This window comes from Methyloversatilis thermotolerans, from assembly GCF_000372885.1.
Classification (GTDB): Bacteria; Pseudomonadota; Gammaproteobacteria; order Burkholderiales; family Rhodocyclaceae; genus Methyloversatilis; species Methyloversatilis thermotolerans.
In genome coordinates this window covers 1,412,369-1,434,163 of record NZ_KB889967.1, presented here as the reverse complement: position 1 = coordinate 1,434,163, position 21,795 = coordinate 1,412,369, and the positions used below count along the sequence as shown (strand labels likewise).

Annotated in this window: 16 protein-coding genes; 6 read left to right on the top strand and 10 right to left on the bottom strand. The window is 67.5% G+C overall.

The window, feature by feature from the left end:
* Positions 1–144: 144 nt before the first annotated feature.
* From A3Q7_RS0106080 to A3Q7_RS20265, 4 genes are all read right to left on the bottom strand, one after another.
* The gene (locus A3Q7_RS0106080) at positions 145–2,805 is read right to left on the bottom strand and encodes a ligase-associated DNA damage response DEXH box helicase (protein ID WP_018410970.1); all 2,661 of its coding nucleotides are present in this window, start codon (positions 2,803–2,805) and stop codon (positions 145–147) included.
* A gap of 122 nt (positions 2,806–2,927) precedes the next feature.
* Positions 2,928–3,509 carry a DNA-3-methyladenine glycosylase I gene (locus tag A3Q7_RS0106075; protein ID WP_026224547.1) on the bottom strand — a complete coding sequence of 194 codons (582 nt, stop codon included), beginning with the start codon at positions 3,507–3,509 and terminating at the stop codon, positions 2,928–2,930.
* Positions 3,506–6,193 carry a bifunctional acetate--CoA ligase family protein/GNAT family N-acetyltransferase gene (locus A3Q7_RS0106070; protein ID WP_018410968.1) on the bottom strand — a complete coding sequence of 896 codons (2,688 nt, stop codon included), beginning with the start codon at positions 6,191–6,193 and terminating at the stop codon, positions 3,506–3,508. The genes A3Q7_RS0106075 and A3Q7_RS0106070 overlap by 4 nt, the downstream gene beginning before the upstream one ends.
* 200 nt (positions 6,194–6,393) lie before the next feature.
* Complete coding sequence (locus tag A3Q7_RS20265) at positions 6,394–8,100, bottom strand: sensor histidine kinase (protein ID WP_018410967.1); 1,707 nt, start codon at positions 8,098–8,100, stop codon at positions 6,394–6,396.
* 122 nt (positions 8,101–8,222) lie between these two features.
* On the opposite strand from A3Q7_RS20265, the gene A3Q7_RS0106060 reads away from it, so the two are divergent.
* Complete coding sequence (locus tag A3Q7_RS0106060) at positions 8,223–8,813, top strand: class I SAM-dependent methyltransferase (RefSeq protein WP_040570677.1); 591 nt, start codon at positions 8,223–8,225, stop codon at positions 8,811–8,813.
* Here A3Q7_RS0106060 and mnmH read toward each other — a convergent pair.
* The gene (mnmH, locus tag A3Q7_RS0106055; protein ID WP_018410965.1) at positions 8,741–9,853 is read right to left on the bottom strand and encodes a tRNA 2-selenouridine(34) synthase MnmH; all 1,113 of its coding nucleotides are present in this window, start codon (positions 9,851–9,853) and stop codon (positions 8,741–8,743) included. The two genes, A3Q7_RS0106060 and mnmH, sit on opposite strands and share 73 nt — an antisense overlap.
* A gap of 13 nt (positions 9,854–9,866) precedes the next feature.
* On the bottom strand, positions 9,867–10,493 hold the full coding sequence (locus A3Q7_RS0106050) for an arylesterase (RefSeq protein WP_026224546.1): 627 nt from the start codon (positions 10,491–10,493) through the stop codon (positions 9,867–9,869).
* Between A3Q7_RS0106050 and A3Q7_RS0106045 the strand changes: the two genes are divergently transcribed.
* Positions 10,492–11,187: an ABC transporter ATP-binding protein gene (locus A3Q7_RS0106045; protein ID WP_018410963.1), complete on the top strand. Its 696-nt coding sequence runs from the start codon at positions 10,492–10,494 to the stop codon at positions 11,185–11,187. The two genes, A3Q7_RS0106050 and A3Q7_RS0106045, sit on opposite strands and share 2 nt — an antisense overlap.
* A 7-nt stretch (positions 11,188–11,194) precedes the next feature.
* Here A3Q7_RS0106045 and A3Q7_RS0106040 read toward each other — a convergent pair whose 3' ends face one another.
* Genes A3Q7_RS0106040 through A3Q7_RS0106030 form a run of 3 tightly spaced genes read right to left on the bottom strand, consistent with a single transcriptional unit; the run spans position 11,195 to position 16,824 of the window.
* Positions 11,195–14,338 carry an efflux RND transporter permease subunit gene (locus A3Q7_RS0106040; protein ID WP_018410962.1) on the bottom strand — a complete coding sequence of 1,048 codons (3,144 nt, stop codon included), beginning with the start codon at positions 14,336–14,338 and terminating at the stop codon, positions 11,195–11,197.
* A 36-nt stretch (positions 14,339–14,374) separates the two neighbouring features.
* The gene (locus tag A3Q7_RS0106035) at positions 14,375–15,421 is read right to left on the bottom strand and encodes an HlyD family secretion protein (protein ID WP_018410961.1); all 1,047 of its coding nucleotides are present in this window, start codon (positions 15,419–15,421) and stop codon (positions 14,375–14,377) included.
* Positions 15,418–16,824, bottom strand: coding sequence for a TolC family protein (locus A3Q7_RS0106030; protein ID WP_018410960.1), 1,407 nt, complete (start codon positions 16,822–16,824; stop codon positions 15,418–15,420). Before A3Q7_RS0106030 ends, A3Q7_RS0106035 begins: the two co-directional genes overlap by 4 nt.
* A 139-nt stretch (positions 16,825–16,963) precedes the next feature.
* Here A3Q7_RS0106030 and A3Q7_RS0106025 point away from each other — a divergent pair, with 139 nt between their 5' ends.
* Positions 16,964–17,926 (top strand): quinoprotein relay system zinc metallohydrolase 2, encoded by a 963-nt coding sequence (locus tag A3Q7_RS0106025; protein WP_232417844.1) that lies wholly within the window; start codon positions 16,964–16,966, stop codon positions 17,924–17,926.
* Between the two features lie 84 nt (positions 17,927–18,010).
* On the opposite strand, the gene A3Q7_RS0106020 is transcribed toward A3Q7_RS0106025, so the two are convergent.
* Complete coding sequence (locus tag A3Q7_RS0106020) at positions 18,011–18,367, bottom strand: hypothetical protein (RefSeq protein WP_026224545.1); 357 nt, start codon at positions 18,365–18,367, stop codon at positions 18,011–18,013.
* A gap of 126 nt (positions 18,368–18,493) precedes the next feature.
* On the opposite strand from A3Q7_RS0106020, the gene A3Q7_RS0106015 reads away from it, so the two are divergent.
* The 3 genes from A3Q7_RS0106015 (at position 18,494) to purE (ending at position 21,740) form a co-directional block, all read left to right on the top strand.
* Positions 18,494–19,489 (top strand): MBL fold metallo-hydrolase, encoded by a 996-nt coding sequence (locus tag A3Q7_RS0106015; protein ID WP_018410957.1) that lies wholly within the window; start codon positions 18,494–18,496, stop codon positions 19,487–19,489.
* Between the two features lie 292 nt (positions 19,490–19,781).
* The gene (locus A3Q7_RS0106010) at positions 19,782–21,095 is read left to right on the top strand and encodes a DEAD/DEAH box helicase (RefSeq protein WP_018410956.1); all 1,314 of its coding nucleotides are present in this window, start codon (positions 19,782–19,784) and stop codon (positions 21,093–21,095) included.
* Between the two features lie 138 nt (positions 21,096–21,233).
* A complete protein-coding gene (gene purE, locus A3Q7_RS0106005) occupies positions 21,234–21,740 on the top strand; it encodes a 5-(carboxyamino)imidazole ribonucleotide mutase (protein ID WP_018410955.1) in 507 nt (168 codons plus the stop codon).
* Positions 21,741–21,795 lie beyond the last annotated feature (55 nt).

Below are 21,795 nucleotides of genomic sequence, written 5' to 3'. Positions count from 1 at the left end.
AGCGCCTTCCCCGTGGTTCCGCCCATTGCCAGTCAAGGCCGTGTGCGGGTTGCGCGCGGACGCCTTCCGCGCGAGCGTTTCACGCGCGACATGCGAAGGCGATGCGGGGATGCGCGCGATGCGTGAAATTCTCGCTGCGCCGGCTCAGCCGGCGAGCGCCTGTTCCAGGCTGGCCACCATGCGGGCGACGCGCTCGGACAGTTGCTCGCTCGACAGCCGTTCGCGCAGCCGTGCCACCAGCAGCGGAAAGGCGAATGGCGTCGTGGCCGGCGGGCGGCTCAGGCGCCTGTGCGCGACGCGCATCGCGGCCAGCGTGTCGCCGATGCGTGCCGCGTCCAGCTCCTCCCGCAGGGCTTCGCCGCGCGCCTGGCGCAGCAGCAGGTTGTGCGGATCGTGGCGGCTGAACACGTCGAACAGCAATTCGCTGCTCACCTGCAGTTGGCGCGCCGACTTGCCCTGACCGGGATAGCCCTGGAAGGTGAGGCCGGCGACGCGGGCGATTTCGCGAAAGCGCCGCCGCGCGAGCTGGGCGGCATTCAGGCAGTGTTCGATGTCCTCTTCCAGCCCGTCGCCCGACAGCAGGCCGGCGTCGATTTCCGCGGCCCAGTCCACCGCCTGCGCGGACAGCAGCTCCAGGCCGTAGTCATTGAACGACAGCGAGAAGGTGATCGGCCGGTGGCGCGCGATGCGCCCCGCGAACAGTGCCGCCAGGCCGGCGTGTACCGGTCGGCCGGCGAATGGATAGATGAAGGCGTGATGGCCCTCGCGCGACTGCATGCACTCGATCAGCAGCTCGTGTTCCTGCGGCAGCGCGGACCAGCGTGCCTGCACTTCGAGCAGCGGCCGCAAGGCGCGCATTTCCGGCTCGGGATGCTCGCCGCGCGCCGCCAGCCCGACCAGGTGACGGATTTCGCGCGCCAGTTCGCTGGACAGCGGCATGCGGCCGCCGGCCCAGCGCGGCACCGTGCCGCGCGCCGGGTTACCGGTACGCACCAGCGCCTGCATGTCGCGTACCGCCACCAGTTCCAGCACGCGTCCGGCGAACAGGAAGCAGTCGCCCGGTCTGAGCCGGCCGATGAAGGATTCCTCGACCTGGCCGAGCCGGCTTCCGGCAAGTGCGGCGCCGCTTCCCTGGCGTCCGCCGCGCGCCCAACGCACGTCCACCGCCGAATCGGCGGTGATGGTGCCGATCTGCATACGGTGGCGGCGGGCGATGTCGCGCCGCGGCACCCGGTACAGGCCGTCCGCGTCGTGTTCCACCTTGTGGTAATCGGGATAGGCCTGCAGAGCGGCTCCACCGCGCGTAACGAAATCAAGTGCCCAGTTCCAGGTGGCGTCGTCGAGCTGTCGGTAGCTCCAGCAACGCATGACTTCGGCGCGCAGCGCGTCGGCGTCGAAACCGCCCGCCAGCGCCAGTGTCACCAGATGCTGGGTCAAAACGTCGAGCGGCGCCTCCGGGGCGGTGCGCGGCTCGATGCGACCGGCCTGTACCGCTCGCCGCGCCGCCGCGGCATCGATCAATTCCAGTCCGTGGCCCGGCACGCAGGTGGCGTGCGGCGTGCGCCCGGGCGCGTGGCCGGCGCGTCCGGCGCGCTGCATCAGTCGCGCCACGCCCTTGGGTGAGCCGAGCTGCAGCACGCGGTCCACCGGCAGGAAGTCCACACCGAGATCCAGGCTCGAGGTGCATACCACGGCGCGCAGCCGACCGTCCTTCAGGCCGGCCTCCACCCACTGCCGCACCTCGCTCGCCAGCGAACCGTGGTGCAGCGCGATGAGGCCGGCCCAGTCCGGTCGCGCCTGCAGCAAGGCCTGGTACCACAGCTCGGCCTGCGAACGCGTATTGGTGAACAACAAGGTCGAGCCGCTGGATTCCAGTTCGGCCACCACGGCATCGACCAGTTGCACACCCAGATGTCCGGCCCAGGGGAAGCGGTCCACCCGTTCCGGAATCAGGCTGTCCAGGCGCACCGGGCGTTCCATGTCGCCGGCGACGCGCTGGCCGCCTTCGCCGCACAGCACCTGCATCGCGTGGTCCGGATTGCCCAGCGTCGCCGACAGGCCCCAGACCGGCAGCCCGGGCTGCCAGCCGCGCAGACGGGCCAGCGCGAGCTGAACCTGAACGCCGCGCTTGTTGGCAATCAGTTCATGCCATTCATCAACGACCACGGCGCACAGACCGGACAGCTGTTCGCGGCTGCCGGCGTGCGACAGCAGCAACGACAGGCTTTCCGGCGTGGTGACCAGGGCCTGCGGCAGTGCGCGCGCCTGCCGTGCCCGCTCCGCACTGCCGGTGTCGCCGGTGCGCAGCCCGACCTCCCAGTCCAGTGCGAGCCCGTTGGCCGATTGTTGCAAGGTGAGCGCGGTGTCGGCGGCGAGGGCCCGCATCGGCGTGATCCACAGCACGCGCAGTGTGCCGCCGCCGGTGTCCGACGCGGCGCAGCGCAGCAGGGCGCCGATCCATACCGCGAGTGTCTTGCCCGAGCCGGTGCCCGCATGCAGCAGACCGGAGCGTCCGGCCGCCAGCGCGTCCCATACGGTGCGCTGGAAATCGAACACGCGCCAGCCGCGCGAGGCATAGAGCGCCGCGACGCGCGCTTGCAGTTCGTCGGCATCGGGCAGATCGCCCGATGCACGGCGGCGGCCGGGCGTCCGGCGTGCCGTGGCGGGACCGGACGGACGCGCACGCGCTGCGCGCAATTGCCGGGCCAGCGTCGAGCCGGCGACCATGCGACGCAACTCGGCGGGCGAGGGTTCGCGCGGCTGATCGGTATCGAGGGGCGTATCGTCGGACGGCGGTGCGGTCATGTCGGCGTAGTCGGGCAAGCGTCGCGCGCAAACATCGCGGGCGAGGTCGACGACTGAGAGCGTGTGACGCGCCGCGCGTTCAACCCGCCGCGTGCGACGTCCACCGCAGGGGGCGCGCTCGCTCAGCCCACCGGCCGTATCAGCTCGCGATGCCGGAAACAGTCGACCAGGTGGTCGTTCACGATGCCGACCGACTGCATCCATGCATACAGTATGGTGCTGCCGACGAAGCGGAAGCCAAGTTTGCCCAGATCCCGGGACAACTGGTCCGACAGGTCGGTGCGCGCAGGGCAGTCGGCCAGCGAGCGCCAGTGATTCACCATCGGCTGGCCATCCACCCGGTCCCACACCAGCGAGGACAGCGACTGGCCGCGTTCATGCAGCGCCAGCAGTGCGCGCGCGTTGCCGATGGCGGCGTCGATCTTGAGCCGGTTGCGCACGATGCCGGCATCGCCCAGCAGCCGCGCGCGATCGGAATCGTCATAGCGCGCGATGCGCTGCGGGTCGAAACCGTCGAAGGCTCGCCGATAGCCCTCACGCTTGCGCAGTATGGTGATCCACGCCAGGCCGGCTTGCGCACCCTCGAGGATGAGGCGCTCGAACAGCGCCTGTTCGTCGCGCACCGGCACACCCCACTCCTCGTCGTGATAACTCACGTAGAGCGGATCGGTGCCGCACCAGCCGCAGCGCATCGGCCCGCTCATGCGCTGCGCAGCAGCAGTTCGCCATTGACCAGCGAACTGTCCTCGGGGTCGCGGCTGATATGGAAGCCCAGGCTTTGCACGAAGCGCAGCATGCGCTCGTTGTTCGCGAGGAACACGCCTTCCATGACGCGCAGACCGCGCTCGCGCGCGGTTTCGATCAGCAGGTTCATCATGATGCGGGCCAGTCCCTGGCGCTGCCAGGCATCGGCGATGACGATGGCGAATTCGCAGCTTTCGCCATCGGGATTGACCACATAGCGACAGACGCCGAGCTGTTCCGCATCGTCGTCGGCAATCGCCACCAGCGCCATTTCGCGGTCATAGTCGATCTGCGTGAGCCGGGCCAGCAGTTGCGGCGGCAGTTCCTTGATCGTGCTCATGAAGCGCAGGTAACGGGTTTCCGGCGACAGCTCGCGCACGAAACGCGCCTCGCGATCGGCGTCCTCCGGGCGTATCGGCCGGATCAGCGCGCGCGTGCCATTGGGCAAGGTCACCACGTGCTCCAGCCGCGCCGGGTAGGGGTGGATGGCCATGTGCGAATACGGCGTGGCGGTCGGCTGCACGTCGGCCAGCGTGATGCGCGCATCCACCGCCACGCAGCCGTCCTCGTCGACCAGCAGCGGGTTGATGTCCATCTCGCGTATCCATGGCAGCTCGCACACCATTTCCGATACGCGGATGAGCACCCGCTCCAGCGCATCCATATCTATCGGCGGCATGCCGCGGAACTCGCCCAGCATGGCGGCGGCGCGCGTGCGCTGTATCGCGTCGCGCGCCAGTTCGACATTGATCGGCGGCAAGGTGACCGCGCGGTCGCCCAGCACCTCGATGCGCGTGCCGCCGTAACCGAAACTGATGACCGGCCCGAACACCTCGTCATTGACCACGCCGACGAACAGTTCGCGCGCGTTGCGCTTGATCACCATGGGCTCGATCGATACGCCGCGCAGCTTGGCTTCCGGCCTGCGGCGACCGACTTCGCTCATCAGTTCCTGCCAGCAGTCGCGCACCGAGCGCAGATTGTCCACATGCAGGCGCACGCCGCCCACATCGCTCTTGTGGGAAATGTCCGGCGAGTCGATCTTCATCGCCACCGGCAGCCCCATCTCTTCCGCATACACCATGGCTTCGGTCGCGCTGCGCGCGACCACGGTCTGCGCGATCGGAATGCGGAAGGCCGCCAGCAGCGCCTTGGATTCCATTTCGGTCAGCGTGGTGCGGCGTTCCGACAGCGCGGTTTCGATCACCAGGCGTGCCGATTCGACCGAGGGCGGATCCAGGTCCTGCGCCAGCGATGCCGGCGCCTGGCGCAGCAACTGCTGGTTGCGGTAGTAGGAGGCGATGTGATGGAACAGTTCGACCGAAGGCTCCGGCGAGCGGAAGCTGGGAATGTGGGCGGCCTCGAACAGTGCGCGTGCCTCACGCACCTGTTCGCAGCCCATCCAGCAGGTCATCATCGGCTTGCCGGCGGTCTTGGCCAGTTCGATCACCGTTTCGGCGATGGAAGTGGGCTGCGTGGAGACCAGTGGCGACAGCAGCGTGAGCACGCCATCCACGCCCGGGTCGGCCAGCACCGCTTCAAGCGCGGCATGATAGCGCGCGGCATCCGCGTCGCCGCCAAGATCCACCGGATTGCCGCGCGACCAGGTCGGTGGCAGTGCACGGTTCAGCACATCCAGCGTTTCCGGCGCCAGCATGGCGACCGGAATGCCCAGATCGGTCGCGCGGTCGGTCGCCATCATGGCCGGTCCGCTGCCATTGGTGACGATGGCCAGCCGCTTGCCGGCTGGCTTGAAGCCGGTAAACAGCGCATTGGCGGCGGAAAACATCTGGCCCAGCGAATACAGCCGTACCACGCCGGCGCGGCGCAGTGCGGCATCGAACACATCATCCGAGCCGACCAGCGCGCCGGTGTGCGATTCGAAGGTGCGCGCGCCGGTGGCGTGACGGCCGACCTTGATCGCGAACACCGGCTTCACGCGGGCGGCCGCGCGCACGGCGCTCATGAAGCGGCGCGCATCGCGCACGCCCTCGATGAACATGAATACGCTTTCCGTCTTCGGGTCGGCGATCATGTAGTCGAGGATTTCACCGAAATCCAGGTCCATGGCGCCGCCCAGCGACACCACGGTGGAAAAACCGACGCCATTCGACTGCGCCCAATCGAGCAGGGCCGCGCATACCGCGCCGGACTGGGAAATGAGGCCTATGCTGCCGGGCTTGCCCGAGGAACGGGTATGGCTGGCGTTCAGGCCGAGTGAAGGCCGCAGCAGGCCGAGACAGTTCGGACCGATCACCCGCACACCGCCGCGCTTGGCCGCGCTGCGCGTGCGTCGCAGCAACTCGGCACCGGCTGGCCCGGCTTCCGTGAAGCCGCCGCTCACGATGATGGCGGCCTTGATGCCGGCGCGACCGCATTCCTCGATCAGACCGGGGATGGTGCGTGCCGGCGTGCACAGGATGACCAGGTCGGGACGCTTGCGCAGATCCTCCAGCCGGGCCACGCAGGGCCGGCCGAACACCTTGTCGTGTTTCGGATTGATCGCATGCAGCTCACCGGCGAAGCCGCTGTCGATCATGTTGCGCATGATGACCGAGCCGCAGGCCCCGGCTCTTTCGGTCGCGCCAAGCACCGCCACCGACTGCGGCTCGAACATCGATTTCAGGTAATGCTCGTACTGCATCGTCAACTCCCGTCGCCATGCGTGCGTCCGGTGTGGCTGGACAGTTCAGTGAGCAGACCCCGCGGACCCGCCAGGCGGGTGGGGCGGCCTTCATGCAAAGGACGTCCGACTCAGTATATTGCATTGCAGCAATCGTGCGGATTACGGACATCCACAGTCGCGCCACCGCACGGAACGTGCCGGCCGGGGTCGCCGGATCGTCAGTTTGCCGGATCCGGCAGCGTGAAGAAAAAGCTCGCGCCCTTGCCCGGGCTGCCTTCGGCCCAGATGCGTCCTCCGTGGCGTGACACGATGCGGGCGACGGTGGCCAGACCGATGCCGGTGCCCGTGCGGTCGCCCTGGTCGTGCAATCGGTTGAACGGCTTGAACAACTGTGCGGCATGCGCCATGTCGAAGCCCACGCCATTGTCGCGGATATGGAACACCACTTCCCTGTTGCGCAGACGGGCGTCGAATTCGATTTCGGCCGGCGTGCGCTCGGAGGTGAATTTCCAGGCATTGCGCAGCAGGTGCTCCAGCATGACCCGCGCCAGCACTGGATCCACACGTGCCATCAGGTGGGTGCCGATGGCCAGCTTGCCTTCGCGCTCCGGCGATTCGGCCAGCAGGTCGCGCATGATGGCGCGCGCCAGAGCGGACATGTCCACTTCGGTACGGCTGATCGGTGCGCGGCTGAGGCGGCCCAGTTCCAGCAGGTCGTCGATCAGTGCGGACAGTTTCTGCGATGCGGCGCGTATGCGGTTCAGGTGGCTGTGGGCGGTCGTGTCGAGCCGGTCACCGTAGTCCTCGATGATGATCTGCGAAAAGCCGTCGATGGCGCGCAGTGGATTGCGCAGGTCGTGCGACACCGAATACGAGAAGGATTCGAGTTCCCGGTTGGACGCTTCCAGTTCGGCGGTGCGGCGCTTCACGCGGCGCTCCAGCTCGGCATTCAGGTCATACAGCGTGGCTTCGGCCTGTTTGCGCTGGGTGATGTCTTCTATGCTGCCGGACAGGCTTTCCAGCTTCCCGCCGGCATCGAAGCGGGCGCCGATGGCGATTTCCAGCCAGCGCGCCGATGCGCTGCCGGTACCGGTGCGCACTTCGATCTGCATGGATTCGCGACGCCCCTGCAGCAGAGGCTCCAGCCGTGACAGCAGGTAGCGCGCTTCGTCCTTGCTGAGCCAGCGCAGCACGCGCTGGCCGATCGCCTGGCTCACCGGCTGGCCGGTGAGCGCTTCCCACGCCCGATTGAGATAGGTGAAGCGGCCGCGCGCATCGATGCGGAACACGACTTCCCGCAGATGATTCACCATTTCCCGGTGGCGGGTTTCCAGTTCGCGAAGCGCGCGCGTCGATTGTACGAAGGCGGTTTCGTCGCGCCCGGTGCCGCGATATCCGACCAACTGACGGTCCCGGTTCCGCACCGGTCGTCCTCGCAGTTCGATGTGGCGCAGAACGCCATCGGGCAGGCGAAGCACCAGATGCAGCCACAGCGGCTGGCCCTGTTCGAGCTGGCGATGGCATTCTTCCCAGTCGCCATGTACCGGCGCCAGACCTTCGATCTCCCACAGGCGACGCCCGGCGACGGCCTGCAGCCCGAGCTGGGTGTGCAGCGGTTCCTCGGCATGCGCGTGACGCATGCGCAGCTCGGCATCGGTTTCCCAGTGCCAGTCCGTCGCAAGTTCGGTGTAGTCGCGCAGACGCACCGCTTCCACGCGCTGCGCTTCGGCGTGATCGTCGAACTGTTCGAAGTTGCGCAAGGTGATGGAAATGATGGCCATGCACATCGCGAACACGGCCAGTCCGATGGGCAGCGATTCGGTGCCGGCCAGCACGCCGGCAATCAGGGCGAGCGGCATCGCCCGCCACAGCAGCGAGGTCCTTGCACCCGCAAAGGGCGCCGCCAAATCCTTCTTGAGGGGCATTCGTGTCCTTGGAGAGCCTTCCGTCCATCGGGTGCCCGTGTGTCCGGGATGCGGAGACCCCACTCCTGCCATCGATCATAATGTGTCCGCAATATTGCCTGAACCCCGAATAAGAGCCCGCGATGCCGTCTCATTCACACTTTCAGCCAGCGCCTCCATCGGACTGGGTGGTCCGTTTTTCCGGTCTGCTGCCGCGGGGCGCCCGTGTGCTCGACTACGCGTCGGGCAGTGGCCGTCACGCGCGCTGGCTGGCGGGGCACGGGGCGCATGTGCTGGCGGTTGACCGCGACGCGCAGGCGCTGGCCACGCTGCACGACGTAACCGGCGTGGATACGCTGTGCGTCGATCTTGAAAACGGTGTGTGGCCGTGGTCGGCCGAGGGCGGCGAACGCGCGGGCTTCGATGCCGTGGTGGTGACGCGCTATCTGTTCCGGCCGCGGCTGGGCTGGCTCGCCGACCTGCTGCGGCCGGGCGGCATGCTCATCTACGAAACCTTCATGGCGGGCAATGAACGCCTGGGCAAGCCATCCAGTCCCGATTTTCTGCTGCATCCGGATGAGCTGTACGACTGGGCGCGGGGCTGGGGCCGGGTGATGGCATTCGAACAGGGGCGGGTGGACCGGCCGTCCCCGGCGGTGGTTCAGCGCATTTGCGCGATCACGGCCGGCGACGCGGACGCCGGCCGCTTGCCGCCATCCAGCGCCAGCACCTGATCGACGAGCGTATCCAGCCCGGCATCGTCAACGCGGTCGACGGTGAGGACGGGGGCGTCTGCATGCTGCCGGAAGCGCCCGCCCTGCGAGCGTGCGTACAGCGGGTCGTAGTGCGAGGCCAGCAGGTCGGTCACCAGTTCCGTCCAGCGCCCGGCGCGCGCCAGATCGCTCCAGCGCGTCACCGTTTCGCGGCCGCGCAATTCGGTCAGTCGCGCAAGTTGCCCGATCAGGTTCTCCACGTCATCCATCATGTAGCGGTAATCGCGCAGCAGGAATTCGGTGCGTACCGGCGCAGGCAGTTCCAGTCGCACGCACGGTGCATTGTGCAGGGCGTCCAGCAGCGACTGCGGCAGCGTGATCAATCCGACGCGCTTGCTTTCCGCTTCCACATGAACCGGACGGTCCGGGTCCAGTCCAGCCAGGCGGTGTACCAGCCGGGATTCGAACAGCTTCTGCGAAGGCTGGGTCATGCCGGGCTGACGGCCCAGCACCGATCCCTTGTGCGCGGCCAGCGCCTCCAGATCGAGCGTCTGTGCGCCGCGCGCGGCCAGCCGTTCGAGCAGTCGGCTCTTGCCGCTGCCGGTCGGGCCGCTGATCACCCGGAAGCGGAAGCGCCCGGGCAGCGTGGCCAGCGCTTCCAGCACCGAGCGGCGGTAGGACTTGTAGCCGCCTTCGAGCTGGTGCGCGTCCCAGCCGATCTGCCGGAACACGGTGACAAAGGCGCCGCTGCGCCGGCCGCCGCGCCAGCAGTAGATGAGGGGGCGCCAGTCCGGTCCTTCGTCCTGGAACCGGTCCAGCAGATGGCGGCCGATATTGATGGCCACCAGCGCGGCACCGCGCCGACGGGCGACGAAGGGCGATACCTGCTTGTACAAGGTGCCGATTTCGGCGCGCTGCGCGTCGTCCAGTGCGGGACAGTTGATGGCGCCGGGCATGTGGTCGAGCGCGAATTCGGCCGGCGAGCGCGTATCGATGATCATGTCGAAGCCCTGCAGTTCGCCGATGCGGGCGATGCCGGCGGGGCGGCGCGGGGCATTCATGCGGGCGCCTCCTTCAACGTCCGGCGACCGGTTTGCCGAGCAGTGGCCTGAGTACCGGCCAGATGTTGTCGACGATGCGCGGCTGCGCGGCGGCAACCGGATGGATGCCGTCACTCTGGAAGCTGGCCCGATCGGTGGCGAAGCCGTCCAGCAGGAAGGGCAGGTAGCCGGCCTTGTGGGCGCGCGCCACGGTTGCGAAGGTGGCGAAGAACTTTTGCGTGTAATCGGGGCCGTAGTTCGGCGGCAACTGCATGCCGGCGATCAGCACGCGGGCGCCGACGGCGGAGGCCTTGCTCGCCATCGCGTCAAGATTGCCCTGCATGGCCTTCAGCGGCTGCCCGCGCAGACCGTCGTTGGCGCCCAGCGCAAGAATGACCACCGACGGGCGATGTGCGGACAGCGCGGCATCGATGCGCGACAATCCGTTTGCCGTCGTGTCGCCGCTGGTGCTGGCGTTCACGACGACGTGCGGATATCCGGCCTGCTTCACGCGTTCGCCGAGCAGCACCGGCCAGGCCTCCTGCTGACGCAGCCCGTAACCGGCCGACAGGCTGTCACCCACGACCAGTATCGTCTGCGCGTGGGCGCTCAGGCCGATCTGGCAACACACACATAACAGAAAGACGAACAGCTTATTCATGCACGCAGACACTCCGGTTCAGCAGCCCCTGCTCGAGGTGAGCGGATTGGGCAAACAGGTGAGCAGCGGCGGCGAGCCGCTGCGCATACTCGAGGATATCGCCTTCTCGGTGCAGTCCGGCGAAGCGCTGGCCATCGTGGGCGCAAGCGGCTCCGGCAAGTCCACGCTGCTCGGACTGCTTGCCGGTCTGGACCTGCCGAGCGCCGGTTCGGTTCGCATCGGCGGGCAGGACATTTTCGCGCTCGACGAGGATCAGCGCGCACGGCTGCGCGGAGAGCACGTCGGTTTCGTATTCCAGTCCTTCCAGTTGCTGCCCGCGCTCACCGCGCTGGAAAACGTGATGCTGCCGCTGGAACTGGCCGAAGCGGAGCAGGCGAGACAGCGGTCCGCGGCTTTGCTCGAGCGGGTGGGGTTGGGTGGCCGGCTGCATCACTATCCGCGCCAGCTCTCCGGCGGCGAGCAGCAGCGGGTGGCGCTGGCGCGCGCCTTCGCACCGCAGCCGCGGCTGCTGCTGGCGGACGAGCCGACCGGCAATCTGGATGCGGTGACTGGCGCGGCGGTGATCGATCTCATGTTCAGCATGAATGTCGAGCAGGGAACGACGCTGGTACTGGTGACGCACGACGAGGCGCTGGCGGGGCGTTGTGCCCGCCGCATCCGGCTGGCCGCCGGCCGCATGGTCGGGCAGGACTGAGTGCCGTTCAGGCCGCCTCATCGGGTTCGAAGCGGCCATAGTGCAGAAGCAGCGTCGGCAGCACCAGCAGGTTGAGCAGGGTGGATGTGGTGAGGCCGCCGACAATGATGGCGGCCATCGGACCTTCAATCTCGCGTCCCGGCTCGCCTGAACCCAGCACCAGAGGCATCAGTCCGAGGCCGGTCACCAGCGCGGTCATCAGGATGGAAGGCAGGCGCTGCACTGCGCCCAGCACCGCGGTATCGAGATTCCACGGGTGCCCCTCCGTTCCGACCAGATGCTGATAGTGCGACGTCAGCATGATCGAGTTGCGCAGCGTGATGCCGAACAGTGTGACGAAGCCGACCACCGAGCCGAGCGACAGCCAGCCGCCGCCGGCCAGCGCGGCGAGTACACCGCCGATCAGCGCGAAGGGCAGGTTCACGAAAGTGATGGCCAGATTGCGCGCGCGACCGAAGGCCAGCATCAGCAGCACGACGATGGCGGCGGCGGCGAGCAGCGAGTGGGTGAGCAATTCCCGACGCGCACGCGCCTGCGCTTCGGCGGCACCGGTCACCGTGTAGTAGCTGCCCGGACTGAACTTCACGTGTTCGCGCAGCGCGCGCTGCACGTCGTCGTTGAATTGCGCGAGATCGTGGCCCGCAGCCAGATTGGCGGTGATGGTCTGAACCCGTTTTCCGCCCGCGTGCAGGATTTTGTAGCGACCGTTCTCGAGCGCGATGTCGGCGACGTCGCGCAACTCGATCAAACGGCCGTCCGGGGTACGCAGCGGCAGGCGCCCGACTTCGTTGGGCGAGCGGCGGTGTGCCGGATCGAGCGTCACCACGACCGGCGTGGGCAGCGGACCGCGATAGACCTCGCTCACCCGGGTACCGGCGAAGGCGGTCTGTGCCGCCCGCAGCACATCATCGGGCGACAGACGCCAGACGGCGAGCTTGTCCAGGCGCGGCCGGATCACGATTTCCGGGGTACCCGGCGGCGCCAGTACCTGTATGTCGGTGGCGCCGCGTACCCGTTGCAGGGCCTGTGCCACGGCGTCGGCGTCCGCATCGAGGCGGTCCAGATTGCTGCCGAACACCTGTACCACCAGCGTGGCGGGAAAGCCCGACGCCGTCTCGCCAATGCGCTCGGTCAGGAAGGTGTTGACCGAAAAGGACAGCCCCGGGAAACCGAGCGTCTGCTGCGCCTCTTCGTCGCGGCGGTCCTGGTCGCCGTCGTCGCCGGTCACGGTGCGCCGGATGTCGGCCAGTATGCGTGCCTGTTCGGCAGCGTCGAGCGGACCGATCTCGATTTCCACCTCGCTGTAGTGTGGCCCGAACGGATCTGCGCCGTTCTGTGCGCGACCGACCCACTGCGCGACCGACTTCACGCCGTCGATGGCGAGGATTTTCTCGGTCACCCGCTGTCCTACGCGCAGCACTTCGCCGGGAGCCGTGCCCGGAATGGTGGACAGGTGGACGATGTAGTGGCCCTCGCGCAGCGGCGGAATGAACTCGCCGCCGAACAGCGGCAGCACGCCGATGCCGGCCGTGAGCAGCAGCATGACCGCGGTGATCACGCCGTGCGGGCGCCGCTCGATGCGGCGCAGCGTCCGCTCGTAATGCGGCCGCAGCCAGCGTATCAGCGGCGGGTCATCGTCCGGCAGTTCGCTCCGGCCGAGCAGCAGCCAGCTCATGGCCGGCGTGACGGTCAGCGCCACCAGCAGCGACGCCAGGATGGCCAGGATGTAGGCGGTGCCCAGCGGCGCGAAAAGCTTGCCGGCCACGCCGGACAGCGTGAGCAGCGGAACGAATACCAGTGCGACGATGAAAGTGGCGTAGACGACAGAGCTGCGCACCTCCATCGATGCATCGAATACCACCTTCCAGGTCGCTACCGGCGAGCCCAGATGGCGGTTCTCGCGCAGGCGGCGATAGATGTTCTCGCAGTCGATGATGGCGTCGTCCACCACCTCGCCGAGCGCGATGGCCAGGCCGCCCAGCACCATGATGTTCAGGCTGGCGCCGGCCTCGAGCAAGGCAAGCACGGCGGCCAGCAGCGACAGCGGGATGGCGGTTGCCGAAATGAGCGCGGTGCGGATGTTGTACAGGAACAGGAACAGCACGACGATGACCAGCGCGGCGCCGATCAGCACGTCGGCGCGGACGTTGCCGAGCGCGGTTTCGATGAAGTTGGCGGGCCGGAACAGGGCCGGGTGCAGCGTGAGCTGTTCGCGTTCGAGCAGCGGTGCCAGTTCAGCGAGCGCTTTTTCCAGCAACACGGTCACGCCCAGCGTATCCGCGCCCAGTTGCCCCTGCACCATCATGAAGACGCCCGGCGTGCCGTCGATCTGTGCCGCACTGATCGACGGCGCCGCGGCCTCGCGCACCTTGCCGAGATCACCCAGCGACAGCGTACGGCCATCCGGCAGCGTGATGGACAGCAGCTCGAGCGCGCGCGCGCTGGCCGGGGTGGCATCGACGGCGATCAGCAGGCGCTGGTTCTCGTTCTCCACATGGCCGGCACCGGTCACCGAAGCGGCGCCGAGCGCGGCGGCCTCGACGTCGGCCAGCGTGACGCCCAGGGCTCGCAAGCGCGATGGATCAAGCTGGATCTGCCATTGCCGGACATCGCCTCCGAATACGTTCACGTCGGCCACACCGGGTACTGCCAGCAGGTGAGGACGGACCACCGAGTCCACCAGGTAGCGCATGTCCATCAGCGACCGGTGTTGCGACGTGATGCCGACGCCCAGCAATGTCGAGGCGGACGAGGTGAGCGGCGTGATGACCGGTGTTACGCGTGGCGGCAGTGCAGCGCCCAGCGTGGTGAGCCGCTCTGCGATCAGTTGCCGGTTGACGAATACGTCGGACTTTTCGTCGAAAATGACGGTGACCACGGACAGGCCGGGAATCGATTGCGAGCGCAGTTCCTTGAGGCCCCGGGTGCCGGATACCGCCGCCTCGATCGGCGTGGTCACCCTCGCTTCGACCAGATCGGCCGGCAGGCCGGGCGCTTCCGTCTGGATCACGACCTGTGCCGGCGCGAATTCCGGAAACACGTCGAGCCGTGCCTGCGGCAGGCGGCTCAAGGCATAGAGCGTGGCCACCAGCGCGAGCGCCAGCACGATGCCCGGCCGGCGGACGGAAAAGCGCACCAGGGCCGCGATCACCGGGCGTCTCCGGGGCGTCCGTACCGGGGCGTGCGCTCAGTCATCGTTCTCGTCCGCCAGCGAATGCTTGAGTTCCTCAGACAGCAGCAGCTGCGCGCCGCGGGTGACGATGCGCGCGTCGTCCTCGAGCGAGGGCGCGAGCCATCCATCGGGCCGTTGCGATTCGGCGGGCAGCGCCTGGCGGATGAACTCCTCCGGTTCGTCGTCATCGCGCACATAGATCCATGGCAGACCGGCGTACCAGACCACCGCGCTGTTCGGCACCAGGTGCATCAGCTCGCTGCCGGTGATGCCGCGTGCAGCCAGCCGCAGGCCGCTCGGCAGCGCGCGTTCGGTGCGGTAGAGCCAGGTCTCTCCGGCAGCGAACGACAGGTTGCGCGGCGCGGGGCCGATACGTCGCGCATCGATCAGGTCCGATCCATCCGGCAGTCGCAACTGCATCTGCACCGGGATGTCCCCTTCGCCGCGCAAGGCCACGGCGACCAGCGAGGCGCGACGCTGCGCCAGCGCCTGCAGATCGGGGTGTCCGCCGTCCTCGTCGCCCATCGTGCCGAGCGTGCCCCAGCCCTGACGCAGACTGGCCTGCAGACCGCCTTCACGCGCGCGCGCCGCCTGAACGGCGGCACGGTCCTGTTCGACCTGGCTGCGCGCCGTCTGCAGGGCGCGTTCGGAGGCATTCCGGTCATCGTCGAACAATGCCTGCACGCGTGCGCGTTCATTTTCCGAACGCGCAAGCTGAGCAGCCAGCCGCACCGTTTCGGCGCGCGCCTCCTGCGCCTGGGCGCGCAGCGCGAACAGCGGTTCGACATCGAGCACGGCGGCCTGCGCCTCGCGTTCCATACCGGCCCGCACCGCGAGCGGCTGCGCAATCTCTATGCCGCTGGCCTTCTGCGCCGCCGGTGTCAGGCGCACGCTCGGCATGCCGCTCTCGTCGCGCTCGACCAGCGACGGCGGGCGCAGCTCATCCTCTGCCGCGTCATGCAGCCTCAACTCGTCACGCGCGAAGTAGATGAGCGCCCAGACGAGCCCGATGATGACCAGGCCCATCAAGAACAGCGCGCGCTGCGGGGTATAGATCTTCATGGCGTGGCTCCCTTGCCTGCCGGCTCGACGAGTGGGCGCTGCAGGGCGTTCTCGATGGCGAGCACGGCGGACAGGCTGCGCGTGCGCGCCTGCAGCAGCCGGATGTCCGCTTCGAGTGCGCGCACTCCGGCGAGCAGGTTATCCAGCCTGTCCGCATCGCCACGTCCGAAGCGTTGAGCCATGCGAGCCGCGTGCCGGCTCGCCTCGTCGCGTTCGTTGCGTGCGCTGCGCGTATCCAGTCCGGCCTCCATCCATCGGCTGCGCGCGACGTCCAGCGCGGCGAGCGCCTGCGACTGCAGCGCCAGGAAGTCCTGCGCTGCCTCATCGCGGCGCGCGATGGCCTCGGCGATCGGGCCGGCTTGTCTCTGCGTCATGAACAGGGGCAGCGCGGCGCCGAGCTGCCAGACCGTCGCGCCCTGGTCCCACAGCAGTCCGGGCTGCAGCCGGATTTCCGGGTACTGGGCACGCAGTTCGATCTGCAGCGCTGCTTCGCTCGCCGCATGGCGGGCGAGCGCCCGCCTCAGGTCGATGCGGTTAAGCGTGGCGCCCGCGCGCAGCGCGGCCAGCGAGGGAAGTGCAGGGGTGCTGTCCGGGACCGGCGCGTCCTCGAACTCGCTGAAATCCAGGCGCAGGCCGCTCAGCGTATCGAGCGGAAGGGCCAGGGCGTCCGCCAGCTCGCCGTGCGCCATCAGCACGCGCTGGCGCGCTTGTATCCTTCTCGATTCCGCCCGCATTGCTTCGCTGCGCATCAAACCCAGCTCCAGCGCATCGCTGGCGCCCAGGTCGTAGCGCGACTGCACGGCGGTCAGCGCCGACTGCCAGCGCTGCGCCAGTTGCGCAAGAAGCGCCAGTTCGCCCTCCGCCGACCACAGCTCCAGCAGCCCACGGCGGGCGCGGCTGCGCACATTCCAGACCACCTCGGCCTGGTCGAGAACCGCCGCATCCACCAGCCGCTGCGCGCGCTCGATGCGCGCTTCCCGCACGGACTGACCGGTGAGCGCAAGGTCGAGCGCGAGCCCGATGCTCCACGCGGACTGTCCGGCATCGCGTTCGTTGCTGCGCTCGATGTCTGGTGACAGCGTCATGCGCGGACGCAGGCCTGCGGTCTGTACCGCGCCGCGAGCGGCGCGCGTGGCGGCCGCGGCGCGAGCCAGCGCGGGATGTTCGCGCAGAGCCGCGGTCACCAGTGCGTCGCCGTTCCACGCCGGCAATGGCCACGCCGATACGTCGATATCGCGCTGCGCAAGCCAGTCGCGCGTCGCGTCGTCGTCCAGCGCACGCGCGCGATAAAGCGATTCGCCTTCGAGCGGATCGATGGGGGAACGCTCGACGTGCCGGACGGCACATGAGCTCAGGACCAGCAGCAGGGCAATCGGCAGCAGTCGTCGTGTCGGATGCGGCATTCGTATTTGTTATTCTGCCCGGGTCCTCCGGAGCATGGCATTGATCCCGCTGCGCGCCTCCGGCGCCGCAACGCAACGATGGCCCGGTGGACAGATGTACGTGGGGATTCCGGTATCCTCGGTCCGGGACTTTTTCCTAATGCTAGCCATGCCCTTCATCAAGCGCAATTCCGGTGCGCGCACAGCGTCGTTCGCGGCCCGTCTGCTCATTGTCCTGTTGTCCATTGGCGCCGCGCACGCGGTCGAACCGCTGCCGGTCGATGAAATTGCTCCCGGTGTATTTGTCTTCCACGGTGTCACCGCAGAACAGGATGCACACAATCGCGGCGCGATATCCAATGCCGGATTCGTAGTCGGCAGCCGCTGCGTGGCAGTCATCGACACCGGTGGATCGCCCAGCGTGGGCGCCGCGCTGCGCGCAGCGATCCGCACGAGGACGGCCTTGCCGGTGTGCTACGTGATCAACACGCATGTGCACCCCGACCACATCCTGGGCAATCAGGCCTTCATTCCGGACAAGCCGGAATTCATCGGCCACGCCCGTCTGCCGGCTGCGCTTGCGGCGCGCGCCCGCAGCTATATCCAGTCGGCGGAGCGCCAGATGGGAGAATTCGGACGCGGACTGGAGTTGATCCCGCCGACGCGTACTGTGGCGGATCGCGAGGAACTGGATCTGGGCGGGCGAACGCTGCGCCTGCGCGCCTGGCCAACTGCCCACACGGACAACGATCTGACTGTGCTGGACGAGGCGACGGGTACGCTGTTTGCCGGCGACCTGCTGTTCGTCGAGCACATGCCGGTGATCGACGGCAAGCTGAAGGGCTGGATCGCGGTGACTGCGGCGCTGGCCGGTGGCGACTACACACGCGTGGTCGCCGGCCATGGCGAGCCGGGTTCAGGCTGGCGCGACGCGCTCGAACGGCAGCGGCGCTATCTGCAGAAGGTGGCCGACGAAACGCGCGCCGCCATCAAAGGCGGGCGTTCGTTGTCGCAGGCAGTGACCGAGGTGGCGCTCGACGAGGCCCGGCGCTGGGCGCTCGCCGATCTGTTCCACAGACGCAATGTCACGACCGCCTATGCGGAACTGGAGTGGGAGGATTGATCGCATCGGGCTCTGGACCCTTCAGCGCGCGCCTGGAGCTTGACGGCCGGTGGCGCGGACAGGGCGGCGGCCCGGCGTTCGATCTCAGCGGCTGTTGATGAAGCAGGCCTTTTCGCCCTTCTTCACGATATCCAGATAGGTCTTCTTGGCCTCTTTCATATTTTCCGGGTCGCGAAACACACCGCCGCGTTCGCCGCCCATCTGCGAGTAGCGGTTGATGCTGGACATGTCGATGAAATCGTCCTGCTTGAGGGTCTTGGAGATTTCGTCGATCAGGCAGGAACACTTGTACAGGTATTCATAGGCGCCGCCGTGCGACTGCATGCACTCGAGAACGAATTCGACCCGCGTCTGGGTCGAATAGTCGTGAGCCGATGCCAGTCCGGGGAATGCGAGCACGGCAGCCGTTGCGACGGCGACAGGAAAACGATGGAATTTCAAGCGGATTCTCCTCGGTTGTTATCGACGGTCCCGCACCGGGGCGGTGCCGGGACGGTTTTCTCGGGTGCGCGAGAGGCTAGCACAGCAGCGAAGACCGGTGCTTCGGTTCCCGAGTTTCGCGGGATTGTGTCCCGTCTTCTGTGCGCCGTCATCGCGATTTTCTGGCTGTCGTGTGTAGCGGGCGCCGCCGACGCTGCCGCGCAGCCCGCGACGCTGCCGCCGCTCCGGCTCGAACAGGTGGCATCTGGAATACACGTGCTGCGGGCGCCCGGTTTCGAGGTCGATGCAGCCAATGCCGGTTTCGTCAGCAATATCGGCGTGATCGAGGATGGGCCGGGGCTGGTGCTGATCGGCTCGGGCACCAGCGCGCGGTTCGCGCGGCATCTGCAGGACTTCGTGCAGCGGACGCTCGGCAAGCCGGTGGTGCTGGTCGTGAATCTGCACGGAGGCGGCGATCATGTGCTGGGCAACGGCGTGTTCGAGGCGCAGGGCATCCCGGTCGTGGCCCATCGCGAAACCGACCGTTTCATCCGTGCCAGTTGTCAGGGCTGTGTGGACCGGCTGACCTCGGCCCTGGGTGCGGCGATGATGAGCGACACGGAGCCGGCAGCGGCAACCCTGCTCATGGATGGCACGGGTCGATTGCCCATCGTGAGCCGACGTCTGCGGCTGATCCATCCGGGCCACACTTTCCAGCCCGGCGCTTGCGCGCTGTACGACGAAGCAACCGGTGTACTGTTCGCGGGCGAACTGGCCGCGCACGGCTATCTGCCCGATCTGTACAACGGCCGTGAGGTGCAGTGGCGGGATGCGCTGGTCGAGCTCCGCGCCCTGCATCCGGGCGTCGTCGTGCCTTCCCGCGGTGCGCCGGCCGATGCCTCCATGCTGGCCGAAACCCATCGTTACCTGGCGGAACTCGTCCGTCAGACCGACGCATTGTTCGAACAAGGGGCTTCGCTGCAGGAGGTCACGCAGACACTGGACATACCCGGGTTCGAGGACTGGTACGGGTATGCCCAGTGGCATCGGCGCAACGTCCACTTTGCCTATCTGCATCGCGAGCAGCGGGAATTCAGTCCGGCTGCGGCACCCGACACGCGCGGTTCCGCGCGCCTTCCTTGACGCAAGGCAAGCACAAGACTGTTGCAATGCGATAAACAGCTTGCAAACATACATGCCTGTCTGTAAAGTGCGCAACTCGTGCTTTCTACCTCTGCCCGCACGGCAGTCCCTCCCGGTTCACCCCGGCGCTGGCACGATGAGTTATCGTCCCTGGCCCGTCTTTTCCTCCCGCCCGTTGTCTATGCGTGGTTGATCGGTTAGTGCCGATAGAACGTCGGAAACTGATCCGACCAACCCGCTTTCACCGCGCTGTTTCCGCAGCGCGGCGCAAGCCATTGTCTGGAAGCAATACATGGAATTCGCTGATCTAGGTCTGCACGACACCCTTCTTGGTGCCATCGTGGAGGCTGGCTATCCTCAACCCACTCCGGTTCAGCAGCAGGCAGTGCCTGCTGCACTCGCAGGTCGCGACCTCATGGTGTCGTCGCAGACCGGCTCCGGCAAGACCGCCGCATTCATGTGGCCCGCACTCAATCGCCTGACCGCGGATTCGGCCGTCAAGGCGCGCGGTCCGCGCGTGCTGGTGTTGACGCCGACCCGCGAACTGGCCATCCAGGTGACCGACGCCTGCCGCAAGTATGGCCGCGGCCTGCGCTACGCCAAGGCGGTCAGCGTCGTCGGCGGAACCTCCTATGTGATGCAGAACAAGCTGCTGGCGCAGCCCTATGAGGTGCTGGTGGCCACTCCGGGTCGCCTGATCGACCAGATGGACAGCGGGCGCATCGATTTCGGTCGTCTGGAAATGCTGGTGCTCGATGAAGCCGACCGCATGCTGGACATGGGTTTCATCGAAGACATCGAAGCCATTGTCGACCGTCTGCCGGACAACCGTCAGACTCTGCTGTTCTCGGCCACTTTCGAGCCGCGCATCATGCGTCTGGCCGAACGCCTGACCAAGGACGCGCAGCGCATCGAGATCCAGGCGGCTGCCAACCGTCACGAGAACATCGATCAGCGCCTGATGTTCGCCGACGGTCTGAGCCACAAGCAGCGTCTGCTGGATCACCTGCTGCGCGGCGAGGATGTGGAGCAGGCCATCGTATTCACCGCAACCAAGCGGGATGCCGATCAGCTCGCCGAAACGCTCGGCGAGAACGGTTTCCTGGCGGCGGCGCTGCATGGCGACATGCACCAGGGCGAACGCAACCGCACGCTCGGCCATCTGCGGCGCGGCGCGCTGCGCGTGCTGGTGGCCACGGATGTCGCGGCGCGTGGCATCGATGTGGCAGGCATCAGCCATGTCATCAACTTCGATCTGCCGAAGTCGGCGGAAGACTATGTGCACCGTATCGGCCGCACCGGCCGTGCAGGACGTAGCGGTGTCGCGGTCAGTCTGGCATCGGGTGACGATGTGCGGCGCGTCAAGACGATAGAACGCTTCATCCGCCACACCATTCCGGTGCACACCATCCCGGGCCTGGAACCGCGGGTTCAGCCGCGTACGTCGGCTCCGCGCGGACCGCGCACCGGCGCCGGCCGTCCCGGTGGCTGGGGCAGCAAGCCGGGTAATGGCCCGCGTCGGCCCGGCGGTGGCGCTCCGCGCAGCGACGGCGGCTGGCGTGGCAACGGCGGCGGGCGCAGCGATCGCGGCCGGCGCGCCGATTGACCGCTGAGTGTTGAGCCAGCACAGGGGGCGTCCAGCAGGGCGCCCCCTGTGCTTTTCAGGACTGTATCCATTCATTGCTGCGCGGGGTAGAATCCGCGCCTTTTTCCGGGCCGAAAAGGCCGGCGAAGGATCGAGCCGATGAGCGCTGAAGACAAGGATCGCGCGCCGCTGGTGGGTGTCGTGATGGGATCGAATTCCGATTGGGACACCATGCGCGCCGCCTGCGCGATGCTGGAGCAGTTCGGCGTGCCGTTCGAGGCACGTGTCGTGTCGGCCCATCGCACGCCCGATCTGCTGTTTTCCTACGCCGAGGTCGCGCGCGCTCGCGGATTGCGCGCCATCATCGCCGGCGCGGGTGGCGCGGCTCATCTGCCGGGCATGCTCGCAGCCAAGACCACCGTGCCGGTGCTCGGTGTGCCGGTACAGACGCGCGCACTCAATGGCATGGATTCTCTGCTGTCCATCGTGCAGATGCCCAAGGGCATTCCGGTGGCCACCTTTGCGATCGGTGAGGCCGGTGCGGCGAATGCCGGCCTGTTTGCGGTGGCACTGCTCGCGGGTGAAGATGCGGCTCTGGCTGCCGCACTCGAAGCCTTCCGCGCACGTCAGGCACAGACCGTGCTCGACATGAAGCTCGAAGGCTGAATCCACCCGCCGACCACTCTCGGTCCGTTTTTGGTCTTGATCCGCGCTCATCCGC